Genomic DNA, 13,654 nt, shown 5'->3' on the forward strand with positions numbered 1-13,654 from the left:
TATTAATAACTGAATTTATAGGTATTCAGTGTTTTTTTCATAACCTTGCGCGCCACGTGGATACGTGTTTTTACTGTCCCTATTGGTATATTTAGATGATCGGATATTTCGTGATACTTATAGCCTTCAAAATACATAGAGAAGGGAATGTAGTAATCCTCTGACAAGCTAGACAGTGCATGATTGATATCTTCCATAACGAATTTATTTTCGCCTCTATTCTTTGTTGCGGAAACAACGAGGTTTGCGCTAGTGATTTCCTCCTCTTTCGTAATAAAAGAATTTGTTTTTACAACGCGCCGGTAATTATTAATAAATGTGTTTTTCATGATGGTGTACAACCAGCCTTTTAGATTGGTGCCTTCTTTGAAATTCTTAAAATAAGTAACGGCCTTCAAAAGAGTATCTTGCACTAAATCATTGGCATCATCCTGGTCCCTAGTGAAATTTCTTGCGTACGCTTTTAGTGATTCTGATTGTCGAATGACCAAAGTGTTGAATTCTATTCTGTTCATATTAGACTGGATTAAAAAGTTTACACTACACTAAATGAACATACTTTCGTTCAATTAGCTATTTAAGGTGTATTTCATTTGCATGAACTACGGTTGCATTCCAGATTATGCAAAGGGCGTGCTAAACTTTTTGCTTGTCGTTAAGTCTAAATGAATCTTGTATTAAATTTAATCGCAAAGAAATAGTTTTCTAAAAAATAACTCTTTAAGAGCCAATTGAATAAGGGGGTGTCTTTGTTTTTCACAATGTGAATCCACAATTGTTGAAAACTATTACAAAATATTTACTTCTCGTTCTAGCTTAAGTCCAAATCTTTTATACACATCGTTCATTATTTTAGACGATATCGTGTAGATTTCTGAACCACTCGCATTACCTAAATTGGTGATTACCAATGCTTGATTTTTCCAGACGGCTACATTTCCCTCTATTTTTCCTTTCCAACCACAGGCTTCTATCAGCCAGCCTGCGGCGAGTTTGACGTGATCTTCGTCGACCGTATAAAAAATAATATCAGGGTATTTTTTTTGCAGTTCTTTAAGTGTTATAATGGGAATAACTGGGTTTTTAAAGAAACTGCCCGCATTACCAATAGTAGACGGGTCCGGTAGTTTTTCCACCCGAATGTGCGACACCACGTCGGCGATATCTTTTATAGTAGGGGAAGATATACCTTTTTTCTGTAATTCCATGGTGATGGCACCATAGGAGCTGTTGATTTTATGGTGTAAGTACAGTTTGTAAGTAACCGAGGTGATGATGAAGCGTCCCTTGTATCTTGATTTAAATATACTGTCGCGGTACGTGAATTGACAATCTTTGTTATGGAAAGTGATAAATTCCCCGGAAGTGGTGTCAAAGGCTCGGCAGGAATAAAATACGTTCATGAGTTCTGCCCCGTAAGCGCCAATATTTTGAATAGGAGATGCTCCAACAGTTCCTGGTATGAGGGCCATGTTTTCCACGCCTCCGAAGTCGTGTTCGACGCAGTATTGGACGAAATCGTCCCAGACCTCGCCTCCTTTCGCGGTTATATAAATAAAATTACCCTCAATAAAGTGTGTGATGCCTTTGTTTTCAATATGTAGGATCAGGCCATTGTAGTCTTTGGTGAATAACACATTGCTGCCGCCACCCAGTACGAAGAAGTCGCTAGAAAAGACGCCCTCTTTAAATAAAATAGGTAGTTGGTCTTCATGCGCTATATTTAAAAAAGCTTTACAGAAAGCCTCAACGCCAAATGTATTATATGTCTTTAGTGATATATGATGTTGGATAGAATTTGTCATTTTTATCGTAAACGTCTTAACTTGACTAATTCTTTTAAAAAATCAAAAAAAGAATTAACTTTATATGTTGCTGTAAAGATAACATAGTATTTAAATAATTAAAATGGTATGTCCAAGAATGTTGATGTAAAGAGAGCGAAAATACTTGATGTTGCAAAGCGGCGTTTCGCACACTTCGGAATGGCAAAGACCACCATGGCGGAAATAGCCAAGGATCTTTCCTTTTCTAAAGCTCTGTTGTATTATTATTTTCCGGATAAGCATAGTCTTTATACCGCGGTCTTAGAACACGTGGTAAATGAAATGCTTAACAGGGTAGAGGTTTATATGAGGAAGGCTTTGGGCGTGGAGGACATTCTATTATATGCTGTCGAGAGTCGAATGACGATTATGCGTGAAAATTATAATCTATTTGAATATTCTTCCTCCCAATTTATTCAAAACCCAGGGGAAATGGGAAAAAATATCGGCCCTTTTTTTGAACGTATCCGCGATCAGTATAGTCGGATTTTGAAAAAAGGTGTCGAAAATAAGGAGATCGAAGTAGACGATTTTAATGAGACTGCTGAACTTTTGCTCTTTTCTTTGATGGGTATGCGCGTTGGGATCCTAAGTAAAGACTTAAATGACTGTTTGTTTCCTACACCCGATGAATTCGATCTTATTTTGACTAAACAACAGAAAATGGTTAAGATTTTCCTTCGAGGTTTGCGTAGCATCTAGACATCCTTTTTAAAATATGTTGTATAATAATGTCAGCATGAACTCTAGAATTTTCTATAAACCAAAGGTGTGTGTTAAGACCGCCGCACACGACGCCGGCTAGGTAGATTCCGGTTACGTTGGTTTCCATAGTTTGAGGATTATGGGTTGGAATCATAGGGGCGGTATGCGGTACATCAATGCCAATTTTTCGCAAGAAATCGAAATTTGGACGGTAACCTGTAAGGGCTAAGACAAAATCGTTTTCGAATTCAATAGTTCCGTTAGGCGTCGATATAATGATGGATTTCTCTTTTATTTCGGTAACCTGACTTAGGTAGTATATATCAATTTCGCCTAGCGCAATTCTGTTTTCTATATCGGGACGTACCCAATATTTTACACGAGGGCCTATCTCTGGCCCCCGAACCACCATGGTTACTTTTGCACCTTTTCTATAGGTTTCTAATGCAGCATCCACGGAAGAGTTGCTTGCTCCTACAACAACAACGTGCTGATTAACAAAGAAATGAGGGTCTCTGTAGTAGTGAGAAACTTTTGGAAGATCCTCTCCAGGAACATTCAGCGACATGGGTATATCATAGAAACCTGTGGCAACCACGACAAATTGAGCTATATACTGCCTTTTAGTCGTGATGACAATAGACAACTCACCATCTTTTTGTATCTCCAATACTTCTTCGAAGAGACGCGTATTCAAATCGAATTTTCCATTGATACGTCGGTAATACTCCAATGCTTCTGCTCGCTTTGGCTTGGGTAATGTCGTCACAAAAGGTGTATCTCCGATTTCCAGTCGCTCCGAGGATGAAAAAAAGGTCATATTCAGCGGATAGTTATATAGCGAGTTTACCAAGCAACCCTTTTCTAGGACGATATATGATAAACCTGCTTTCTGAGCGGCGATACCGCAAGCCAATCCAATAGGGCCAGCACCTATTACTAGTACGTCAAAATAATTATCCATTCGTTAAGTCTACTCTTTCGTCAGGCTCGAGTTCTGCTACGCGATTTACAAGCTCCTGTGTGATTTTGTGTAAATCTCCTGAAATTTTGCTTAAAAACTGTAATTGCTCTGTAATTAATTTACTTTCCTCACTTTCCTGCGTCACGCTGTTGAGATTCGGGAATTCTCCTTTAGGCTCAAATGCTTCTTCGTCGTCATTGGGGGGAATTAGTAGAATAGCTTTATTGAGTTCGGAAAGTGCCTTCTTGAGCAGTTTAACATGTTCCGCATGGTAAGAGCTTATATCTGCCTGGTTCACTTGCGTCAGCAGGTTCGCTGAATGTGACGAAAGGACGTGATCAAGGATGACAAACCTATTGACCTCTTTTGTATATTTTTGTCGCCATTTGGGTTCTGTTAACATGCGCTGGAAAGTGGAGCCCATATTGGCAGACGCGATGTACACTTCCTTTCGGGCAAGTTTGTAATCCGTGACCGTCAGCTCGTTGCCTGATAAGATCTGAACCGCTTGCGAGAGGTATCTATAGTTCGCAATCAGTAAACCGCGTACATTGTCGCGGAATTGTGCGTTTTCCCAATTGGGAAAGATGATATAACTTGACAAAAATGCTATTGCTCCTCCTAAAAAGGTGTCAATGACGCGTTCCGCTACCATTTCTAACGTGTTCGTGCCATGAAAACTTAGCATAATTAACACATAAGGTGTGATGAACATTACAGCAACAATATAGTTAATACGGAACATGCTATACCCCGCAAGGAAAAAGCATATTAATAATACAAAACGGGTATTTACATCTGCAATGAAAAAAATGACCGCAGCTCCGATAATTCCACCCACCAATGTTCCAATAAGACGTTGCAAGTTTCTTTCTTGTGTAAGTCCAAAGCCGGGTTTCAGAATCACCATAATTGTCAGCAGGGTCCAATAGATACCATTCGCGCTGAAATCAACTAAATTTAACACAAGATAGGTTCCTGAGAGCACAATAGCCAAACGTAATGCATGGCGAAACATAGACGATGCTAAACTAAGGTTACTTCTGAACTTCTTCCAGTCGATTTGATCTCGCGTTACGAATTGCGACGCGGAATCAATCTCTTCTTTCGGAATACCTGATCCAAAATTGGAGGAACTGTAGCTGTATATATTTTCTAAGTATGTGATGATGCTGCGGATATTAATAACTACTTTCTTAAGTGGGATTGTATTGACGCCTTTTTTATCGAGTTCCTCTATGGCGTCACGTAAACGATTAATATCGTTTTCAAAAGTATAGGTGGGTTTAGGCATCTTGTTGGCATTGATAGCGTAGGCTATATTGTCCAACTCACTGGTCACTTTCAATATTACATGTTTGAAACGTATAAGTACGCCGTACTGACCATAAGTCGATTTAATGATGTTGTAGTCGTACTGTGTCGTCATGCTCTGCTCGAAAAGATCGACTATATCCGCAAAGACAAGCGTGAGATAACGACCGATTTTGGTTGTATCCTTAATAGAACGTTTGCTTTGGAAAAGAATATCCCGAACAGATTCCTGATGTTTGTTTACTTCAACTTGTTTGTCAATCAATTTGAGGTAGGTACTGTCTATATCAACATTAGGGTCGTAAAAATTTGCTTTCAGCCGGATATAGTCAGCCACATAACGTATGGACTCAGAAAGTTCTTGTTGCGCGATGCGATACGGGCGTATCTGTACGAGCGACATGCTAATGAACATATACCATAGCCCCCCAATAACGATCAGAAATAAATGAAGCCAATTATTTTCTGCCGTTAACTCATGCTGTACATTAAAAAGCATTAAGAGTGTGCACATAGCACCCACAGTTGCGGCACGAGCGTTGAAAACAGCAAACATAGCGAAAAAGAAGCTCAACACCGCGATCACGACAGTAGTCAAGGCTACCGAAAAATTGACATGGACGATAGTCAGATAAGTCAACATGCCTATACCCACCGTAGACAGCATGCCTAAACGACGATGAGAGGGAGCTCCAGGAGTATCGGAAAGTCCAACCAGTAAAGCACCAAATGAGATTAACGTACCTTCATGAAGGTAACCCAAGTAAATACATACCAATAACGGAATGATACATCCGAGTGTGAATTTCAGTCCTTCCGCAAAATACTGGCTGTAGAAGAAATGACTAATTTCCTTCGTCCTTTCCATAAGAAAAATGTGTAAACAAAGATAGCAAAACCTTTATGAATCCTCGACTCTAGCAGTGTTTATGAAAATATCTTACAAGAGTCTTGACGCAATAAGCTGTTTGCAGCTGGCGTACTTAGCTTATTTTAAAGAAAGGTAAATAAAATAAACATATTCGAGAAAAATAAAAGACAAAAATTTATATTTTTTGTAATGAAAATGTAGTTTTAATGTTTGAATCGTATCTATAAGTTGGTTTTGTTGTTAAAAAATTATATTTTAGTGCAATTCGAATTTATTGTTTTCGAAATCTATGTTATTCCTTAATTTTAAGCATGAAGATAAGTCAAAAAAAATCTGTCTTTCACAATGAAGTTTTAACACGCTTTGATTTGTATAAAAGCTTGTTTCTAACATTACCTTTTCAAAGTGTAAAGCACACGGGTACCATCCTACCTTTTTTTTCTACGCATTGTGAAAAAGGCGTAAATGAGCGATTAGCGCCGGAAGAAATTATAGATAGTTTCTTTGGTCAAGATGAACAATATGTGCAAGAAGAGGACAGGATCGATTTTCTCTTTAGGATTGTACAGTATATTGAACGACAGGTAGTCCTTTTCGACGCGGTGGAGGATTCGGCTTTCCACGCAGTAGGTAAAACAGACGAGCTGGGAATCTTGCAATCGTTGTTTCGACGTGCGCAAGAAAATCCCGAACTAAAAAAGAAGATAGTCGATAAACTAAATAATTTCTCGGTGAGACTTGTTTTAACAGCACATCCTACACAGTTCTATCCTGGGCCAGTGTTGGCAATTATTACCGATCTAATAGACGCGCTGAAAAGAAATGATGTCCATAATATTCAACTTTTACTGCAGCAGCTGGGTAAAACACCTTTTATAAATAAAGAAAAACCCACACCGGTGGACGAAGCGGCTAGTTTAGCCTGGTTCTTGGAAAATGTTTTCTATAAAGTAGCGTCTGAAATACATTCAAATATCGACAGTGAACTGGAGTTGCCTATCGATGACGTAAAGCAACTTATAGAACTCGGGTTTTGGCCAGGGGGAGATAGAGATGGCAATCCGAATGTGACAGCGGAGAGTACAAAAAAGGTAGCAAATATGTTACGTACTATTCTGTTTCGCTGCTACTATCGGGATTTTCGTTTGTTAAGGAGGCGGATTACTTTCCGCGGAACACAAAAGTACTTAGACCTGCTACAGGACCTGTTCTATGAAAATAGTTTCCATCCGGCGGAAAAACCGACAGATGATACACGCAAAATATTGGAAAACTTAGAAGGGGTAAAAGAAGTGCTGAATACCATGCACGACGGTCTTTTTGTCGAGTTGGTAGAAGATTTGATTCGTAAGGTTAATACTTTCGGATGTTACTTTACGACATTGGATATTCGTCAGGACAGTAGCATCCTGCGGAACACGTTTAATTATTTAGTTGAACGTCATCCTGAGACAGCGCTAGACCTCAAAGCAGTAACATCCTCGGAAGCCGATAAAGAAAAGCATATTCCGTTTTCGGAACTAAGACTTGGGTTTGACGAAGATGCAGATAAACTTGTTATCGATACACTGGAAGTTATCGAATTATTGAAAGAAATTCAGAAATCTGGAAGCGAGCGAGCCGCACAGCGTTTTATTATAAGTAATTGCCAGCAAGCGTCTGATATTTTGGGCTTAATGCAGCTATTTCTTTGGTCTGGATGGAAAAAAGAAAGCTTAACTATTGATTTTGTGCCATTATTTGAAACAGTAGATGACCTTTCTCGAGCGGCTGATGTGATGCGGAGCTTATACACAAATAAGGAATATTCGAAACATATTAAACGCCGTGGGAACAAGCAAACTATCATGCTAGGATTTTCTGACAGTACGAAGGATGGTGGATACCTGATGGCCAACTGGTCTATCTATAAAGCAAAAATAGAGTTAACTGCCATTGCTCGGGAGTATGACGTTGACTTAGTCTTTTTTGACGGCCGGGGAGGCCCTCCGGCTCGTGGAGGCGGAAAAACACAGCGTTTTTATGCTTCGATGGGTAAAGAGATTGCTAATGAGCATATCCAGTTGACGATTCAGGGACAAACTATCAGTAGCCAATACGGCTCGTTGGAAACTGCAAAGTACAATATTGAGCAATTGTTGCAAGCGGGAATTATATCTGAACTTCAACAAAAAGACGGCGATACATTGACAAAAAAGCAGAAAGAGGTAATAGACCAGATGGCGCACGAGAGCCATGATAAATTTATGTCACTCCGAAAACATCCGTTATTTTTAAAGTATCTGGAGACAGTAAGTCCATTAAAGCAATTGTCGGAAGTGAACATCAGTAGTCGTCCAGTAAAGCGAAACTCAGGTAAAGAGTTACGATTGGAGGACTTGCGGGCGATAAGTTTTGTAACTTCCTGGAGCCAATTAAAGCAGAATATCCCTGGGTTTTACGGTGTTGGCACGGCATTGCGGTGGGCAGAAGAAAACAACCTATGGTCTTATGTTAAAAACCTCTATGAAAGTTCGGGTATGTTCAAAACTATTATCGACAACTGTATGATGTCTATGACCAAATCAAACTTTGATATTACTGCCTATATGCAGTACGATGAAACATTTGGTGACTTCTGGAAAATGCTTCGGGATGAATTTGAACTCACAAAGAAATATGTGCTTAAGTTGAGTAACTCGTCTGTATTGATGGAAGATTACCCGATTGAGCGAGCATCTGTCTTAGCGCGTGAGAAAATTGTGCTGCCATTGCTGACGATACAACACTATGCGATCTGCTCTTTAAGAAATAAAAAAATGTCGCCAGAACAAGAGGCTATTTATAGAAAACTTATTGCGCGTACCATCTACGGTGTCGTAAATGCAGGTCGAAATGTTGCGTAGCGTGCCGGACTTATTATTTTACACAGGAAGTAGATTATTTTTTTATTTTTGTAGGATAAAATAGAAAAGGGACAAACAAAAAATAGAAAATACAGATGAAATTAAGTACTTTATTCGTTGCTGGCGTGTGTGCAGGCACCCTGTTTGCATCTTGTGATCCTTACGTGGCAAACGAAAGACAGCTAAGCTTGACGCATACAACGTTGATTGATGGCGACGCCTATCAGTTCTTTCAGCTTGTGGGCTCAAAGGCGGTATACGAAAATGATTATGCTGCTTACGCAGGGAGTATAGCACGCTCTTCGCAAGCAAAACAACTGGCTGCAAAAGTTCAGGAAGTATATGGCTCTTTGGTTCCTAAGTTGGACAGCTTAGCTAGATTAAAGCAGGTGGATTTCCCGATCAAAGGAGCTGCAAAATATGAGACGACCGGCGAAGTAGAAACGGCGGTTGAGCGAGAAAAAATTGCGGGGAACCGTGTCGATTCGGCCCAGTTGGACGATGACGATTTGGGGACCGAGCGGGTGCCTTCTCTATCGTATTCGGATGACACATATATTCATCATGTGCAACATGAAACAGCTGTCGTGAAAGATCAACTCCAGCGGATGACCCGTAATACGGACAAAGAAGTACGGACATTTGCTGAGGCAAGCCTAAAGAAAGTAACAGAATTGTTTACTCTTGCGGGCGGCAAGGAAGATGCTAATGCACATCATTAAAAGGCTTATTTAGCTTAGCATATTAATAAAATAATGAAAGGAATGTAGGAAACTGCATTCCTTTTCTTATTAAAAAATTCCTTTTTTTTGCAAGAGTCTGTTGGCTTTCGTATATTAGCAATACTAAATCTAAATGTTAATTAAACTTACCATCTTGTGAAACCAGTATTTTCAAGACTTTCTTTTTCTTTTGCGTCACATCGGTGGCAGTGGTTAAAATTCGGTTTTTACCTCTTTTATTTTTTCCTTATCCAAATAATTAATAGTCCAGAATCATTTACACATTTTGCCGCTATCACATCGGTTTATATCGTTGTTGTTGGTATAATAGAGGTAAATCAATATTGCCTCCACCTGTGCTTTCGCAGGGAACGCTATTTAATAGCAAGTTTGACACTAGTATCCAGTTATAGTTTGTTGGCTATGATCACGTTTTACGTTTTGCATAGAAGCGATAACTTTATTGCTACAGAAATATGGGACCGTCAATTCGAAGCTTCATGGGGTACTTTTATGCCAACCTTTAGCAAGCTTTACTGGACATTTTTTAAATATGCTGTAATTCTTTTCTTGGCAAAGCAAGTATTGCTCATATTCAGATTGCTCCCATTTTCTGATGCCGCTAAGCTAATAACCGTTCCGGAAACAAAGGCGGCGTTATCCGACCAATCAGATAAAGAATTAACAGCCCAGCGTGACAGGGAAGTAGAAAACGCTTTACCGCCGTTGGAGAAAGTGGATCGATCCAATGAACGCTGGGACAGTTCCGGTCTGCTACCAGTAAGAGTAGGACGAGTGACCTATATACTTGATGTCTTTAACATTGTATATTTGGAGGTGCATGACGATACCACAACCGTATACCAAAAAGATGGCTCTGATATAGCGGTTAAGTATCCGCTATCTAAATTTTATAACCGGCTACCCAAAGGTAGATTCGTTAGGGTAAACGAGAGTAGAGTCGTTGCTCTGCCCTATGTCTGGAAAGACAACGATGGTCACATTTACATGCGTACTTACGAAGATAAGGGGCTAAAACTCGGGAGGCAGGATAAATTTCCAGAATATAAAGAGTGGAAAGACCGTAATAAATTAAAATAGACTGGTGCAGCACGCTTCTTATAATCACCTACAATAAAAAAGGTTTTCAAACGGGGAGAATGAAAACCTTTAGCTAACCAATTATAAACCTAAATTATGATGGCGCAAATATAGTGTGTTTTGTACACAATATCAAATTTTTTTTAAAAATAGTACTAAGGGATGCAAAACATATCTTTTTCATGAAACGCGTAATAAACCGCTTCAACAGGGATCGATTTGGTATCGAAACCGGCAAACGTAGTGAAAGCGGGTAAGATAAGTTGTTGCGCCGAGACGACAAAGCAAGGAAAAGTGACGGTTCTTTTTGTAGGCATTCGAACGCTTATGCCAGGATGCACGTGTCCGCTAATGGTGTAGGCGTCGGTTGCAGAAGAAGCATGGTGTATAAAGTATATGTTGTCTAAATACCAATCTTGATGGATTTCATGAATACCAATTTTTTTCCATTCCTCATCTGTGAAACGATCATGGTTCCCTTTGATCAGAACAAATTTGGTAAGTGGAAACTTGGCAATGAGCAGTTGTAGTAAACTCACCTCCGTATTGGCGCCTGCATGAATTAAATCGCCCACAATAATGACCTGCTCGACGTGGAAATGCTGGATCAATTGTTCCAGCCGTTGCAAATCCTGTAACGTCACCTGCATGGGAAGGGCAATACCATTCTTTCTAAAATGCGCCGCTTTCCCTAGGTGTAAATCGGAAAGAATAAGCGCGCTATGTTTTTTCCATACCAGTACGCGTTGGTTTGTCAACGTCAATAATGTGCTGGAAAAGGATATGTCTTGTGTAATAATATTCATCGCTTTTTTCTGGGAGATTTCCAATTGTTTTGCTGCAGTCTTCGAATGCGGGCGGCTAAGTCTTCGCTCGATAAGGATTGCCGCAGACTGTCCACCTTGATAGGGAAACTCAACGGTGTGAATCCAGTTGCAAACTTGTAAATGATCTTACAGTGATGTATCCTTTGGAATGCTGCGATCAATCGAGGCTCTTCGAGTTGTTGGTTGAATACTTCCGTGTACGCTTGGCGTAATAACAGATTGCTTGGATCGTGATCTTCCAGAACTTGAAAAATAATTCCGGAAGAAGCTTGCAAAGACTTATTGTTTTGCTGCTTTCCGTATAGATTTTGCACAACCATACCCGAAATGACTGCGATGTCTCGAAACTTCCGCTTTGCCATTTCCGTAGCATTTATGCTGCTAACGACATCTTCCATCAAGTGTTCTGGGCTGAGGATCTTTTTGAGTTGCGCCTCATCCACTGCAATTTCTGAATCAGAAAATAATTCGAATCCGTAATCGTTCATTGCCATAGAAAAACTTATCGGAATAAAACGGCTGATGCGGTAAGCAATTAATGCTGCCATCACTTCGTGTACTAACCTTCCCTCAAAAGGATACATAAAGAGATGGTATCCTTCTTTGGTATGGATAGACTCCACCAGGAACTCGTCTTCTGCCGGAATATGCGAATGTTCATTTTGTCGTGCAATCAATGGATGTAAGAATTGCAGTTCTTTTTCACGGCTATCGGGGTGTCTGGCACGTGCTAGTTTTTGACGCAAGAACTGACTCAAATTGGAACTTAATGGTAGACGACCACCTAGCCAGCTTGGCGTAAAGGCTTTGCCAGAAGAGCTTCGGACATAAGCGGTCATTTCTTTCAAGCGAATAAATTCTAATACTCGACCAGCCAAAACAAATTTATCTCCACTATGCAGTCGCGAAATAAAATATTCCTCTACCATGCCGATGTAGCCTCCGGAAAGAAATTTGACCCGCGTCATTGCGTCGCTTACGATAACGCCCATATTCATCCGATGTAGCATTGCAGTACGCCTTTTCTCAACAACCAACAGTCCATCTTCTTTTTTCGCAACTTTATGAAACTCTTCATAATTTTTCCCTATCGCGCCACCTTGCGTGATGAACAAAATGCACCAATTCCATTCTTCGGAAGTTATCTCTTGAAACGCGAAGGTGTTCTTGACCACTGGGTATATATCTTCCGCTTTGAATCCCCCCCCTAATGCCAGGGTAACCAGAAACTGAACCAATACGTCAAACGTAAGTACCATCGGATCCCGGTTTTCGATGGTTTGTGTTTTGACGGCCTCCTTTAAGGCGGCCACTTCAATCAATTCCAACGAATGTGTGGGAGCAAAATAGATTTTGGATAGTTCGTGGGGGGAATGCCCGCTACGCCCCGCACGCTGCATAAAGCGGGCGACGCCTTTACTGGAGCCAACCTGTACAACGGTATCCACTGGTTTAAAATCTACACCCAAATCTAGAGAGGAAGTGGCTACGACAGCTTTTAGTCTACCTTCACTCAAGGCTTCCTCTATCCATTGCCGGATATGGCTGTCAATAGAGCTGTGATGTAACGCAATTTGTCCAGCGAAATCGGGGTATGCTTCCAACAACAGTTGATACCACATTTCACTTTGGCTTCTCGTATTGGTGAAAACCAATGTTGATTTACTTTCCAAAATGATCGGCACGACTTCTTCCGCTAGTTTGCCCCCTAAATGTCCTGCCCAAGGCAATACCTCTATTTCCTTTGGGAATACAGGGATAATGGCAATGTTCTTTTTTTCACGGGCAACGATTTTCACTCTTTTTTTTACATCGGGTACGAGTACCTCCACGGCTTCGTCCAGATTGCCAATCGTGGCGGTGATGCCCCATATTCGCAGCTTGGGATATTGATGCTTTAAATATCCTAATGCCAGTTCGATCATGACACCACGCTTTGTTCCGAGTAGTTCGTGCCATTCGTCTACCGCTATACATCGCAAAGCATGGAAGAAATGTTGGCGACCTTTTTGCGCGAGCAATAAGTGCAGACTTTCGGGTGTTACCAATAATACATCAGGCATTTGTCGGCTTTGCCGTTTCTTTATCCTGATGTCTGTATCACCATTCCGTACCTCAACCTCCCAGTCGAGGCCAATTTCATCAATGGCTTCCTGCATGGCACGGGCTAAATCCTTCGCCAACGAACGCAAAGGAGTGATCCACAATAATTTTAACCCTTTTTTGTAATGCGAAGGGTCATTCATGAAATCAATCAATACCGCAAGAAAAACGGAGAAGGTTTTTCCAAATCCAGTGGGGGCTACGATCATACCGCTATACCCGTTGCCATATTTATGCCAAGCTTTTTCCTGGAAGCTAAAAGGTACGTAGCCTTTTTGTTGCATCCAGTTAATGATAATGGAATACCCCTCTGTATGTTGCTTTTTGTTTTTCAAA

Annotated in this window: 10 protein-coding genes; 4 read left to right on the forward strand and 6 right to left on the reverse strand. The window is 40.4% G+C overall.

Annotated elements, in window-relative coordinates; translation table 11 throughout:
• Positions 1–2: 2 nt before the first annotated feature.
• Positions 3–515, reverse strand: a complete 513-nt coding sequence (locus C5745_RS14625) for an RNA polymerase sigma factor (RefSeq protein ID WP_105717748.1) — start codon at positions 513–515, stop codon at positions 3–5.
• 273 nt (positions 516–788) lie between these two features.
• Positions 789–1,805 (reverse strand): UDP-N-acetylmuramate dehydrogenase, encoded by a 1,017-nt coding sequence (gene murB / locus C5745_RS14630; RefSeq protein WP_105717749.1) that lies wholly within the window; start codon positions 1,803–1,805, stop codon positions 789–791.
• A 108-nt stretch (positions 1,806–1,913) separates the two neighbouring features.
• Here murB and C5745_RS14635 point away from each other — a divergent pair, with 108 nt between their 5' ends.
• Positions 1,914–2,528 carry a TetR/AcrR family transcriptional regulator gene (locus C5745_RS14635; protein WP_105717750.1) on the forward strand — a complete coding sequence of 205 codons (615 nt, stop codon included), beginning with the start codon at positions 1,914–1,916 and terminating at the stop codon, positions 2,526–2,528.
• Here the strand turns inward: C5745_RS14635 and C5745_RS14640 are convergent.
• Together C5745_RS14640 and C5745_RS14645 are read right to left on the reverse strand one after the other, a co-directional pair.
• Entirely contained in the window at positions 2,494–3,495 is a 1,002-nt protein-coding gene (locus tag C5745_RS14640; protein ID WP_105717751.1) for a YpdA family putative bacillithiol disulfide reductase, read from the reverse strand. The genes C5745_RS14635 and C5745_RS14640 overlap by 35 nt on opposite strands.
• Positions 3,488–5,677, reverse strand: coding sequence for an FUSC family protein (locus C5745_RS14645; protein WP_105717752.1), 2,190 nt, complete (start codon positions 5,675–5,677; stop codon positions 3,488–3,490). Before C5745_RS14645 ends, C5745_RS14640 begins: the two co-directional genes overlap by 8 nt.
• 314 nt (positions 5,678–5,991) lie before the next feature.
• On the opposite strand from C5745_RS14645, the gene C5745_RS14650 reads away from it, so the two are divergent.
• The 3 genes from C5745_RS14650 (at position 5,992) to C5745_RS14660 (ending at position 10,388) form a co-directional block, all read left to right on the forward strand.
• On the forward strand, positions 5,992–8,565 hold the full coding sequence (locus C5745_RS14650) for a phosphoenolpyruvate carboxylase (protein ID WP_105717753.1): 2,574 nt from the start codon (positions 5,992–5,994) through the stop codon (positions 8,563–8,565).
• A gap of 95 nt (positions 8,566–8,660) precedes the next feature.
• On the forward strand, positions 8,661–9,287 hold the full coding sequence (locus tag C5745_RS14655; RefSeq protein WP_105717754.1) for a hypothetical protein: 627 nt from the start codon (positions 8,661–8,663) through the stop codon (positions 9,285–9,287).
• Between the two features lie 423 nt (positions 9,288–9,710).
• A complete protein-coding gene (locus C5745_RS14660; RefSeq protein ID WP_105717755.1) occupies positions 9,711–10,388 on the forward strand; it encodes a LytTR family DNA-binding domain-containing protein in 678 nt (225 codons plus the stop codon).
• Positions 10,389–10,543: 155 nt separating this feature from the next.
• On the opposite strand, the gene pdeM is transcribed toward C5745_RS14660, so the two are convergent.
• Both pdeM and C5745_RS14670 read right to left on the reverse strand, forming a co-directional pair.
• A complete protein-coding gene (gene pdeM / locus C5745_RS14665) occupies positions 10,544–11,194 on the reverse strand; it encodes a ligase-associated DNA damage response endonuclease PdeM (RefSeq protein WP_105717756.1) in 651 nt (216 codons plus the stop codon).
• On the reverse strand, positions 11,191–13,653 hold the full coding sequence (locus tag C5745_RS14670; RefSeq protein WP_243403360.1) for a ligase-associated DNA damage response DEXH box helicase: 2,463 nt from the start codon (positions 13,651–13,653) through the stop codon (positions 11,191–11,193). The genes pdeM and C5745_RS14670 overlap by 4 nt, the downstream gene beginning before the upstream one ends.
• Between the last annotated feature and the right edge of the window lies 1 nt (position 13,654).

Origin of the sequence: Sphingobacterium haloxyli (genome assembly GCF_002980525.1) — a bacterium.
In the GTDB taxonomy this organism is placed as follows: domain Bacteria; phylum Bacteroidota; class Bacteroidia; order Sphingobacteriales; family Sphingobacteriaceae; genus Sphingobacterium; species Sphingobacterium haloxyli.

Excerpts from the sequence above, each read along its gene's own strand:
- C5745_RS14640 (WP_105717751.1), bottom strand. The coding sequence starts at position 3,495 with ATGGATAATTATTTTGACGTACTAGTAATAGGTGCTGGCCCTATTGGA.
- C5745_RS14655 (WP_105717754.1), top strand. The coding sequence starts at position 8,661 with ATGAAATTAAGTACTTTATTCGTTGCTGGCGTGTGTGCAGGCACCCTG.
- C5745_RS14660 (WP_105717755.1), top strand. The coding sequence starts at position 9,711 with ATGATCACGTTTTACGTTTTGCATAGAAGCGATAACTTTATTGCTACA.
- C5745_RS14650 (WP_105717753.1), top strand. The coding sequence starts at position 5,992 with ATGAAGATAAGTCAAAAAAAATCTGTCTTTCACAATGAAGTTTTAACA.
- C5745_RS14645 (WP_105717752.1), bottom strand. The coding sequence starts at position 5,677 with ATGGAAAGGACGAAGGAAATTAGTCATTTCTTCTACAGCCAGTATTTT.
- C5745_RS14625 (WP_105717748.1), bottom strand. The coding sequence starts at position 515 with ATGAACAGAATAGAATTCAACACTTTGGTCATTCGACAATCAGAATCA.
- C5745_RS14635 (WP_105717750.1), top strand. The coding sequence starts at position 1,914 with ATGTCCAAGAATGTTGATGTAAAGAGAGCGAAAATACTTGATGTTGCA.
- murB (WP_105717749.1), bottom strand. The coding sequence starts at position 1,805 with ATGACAAATTCTATCCAACATCATATATCACTAAAGACATATAATACA.
- pdeM (WP_105717756.1), bottom strand. The coding sequence starts at position 11,194 with ATGAATATTATTACACAAGACATATCCTTTTCCAGCACATTATTGACG.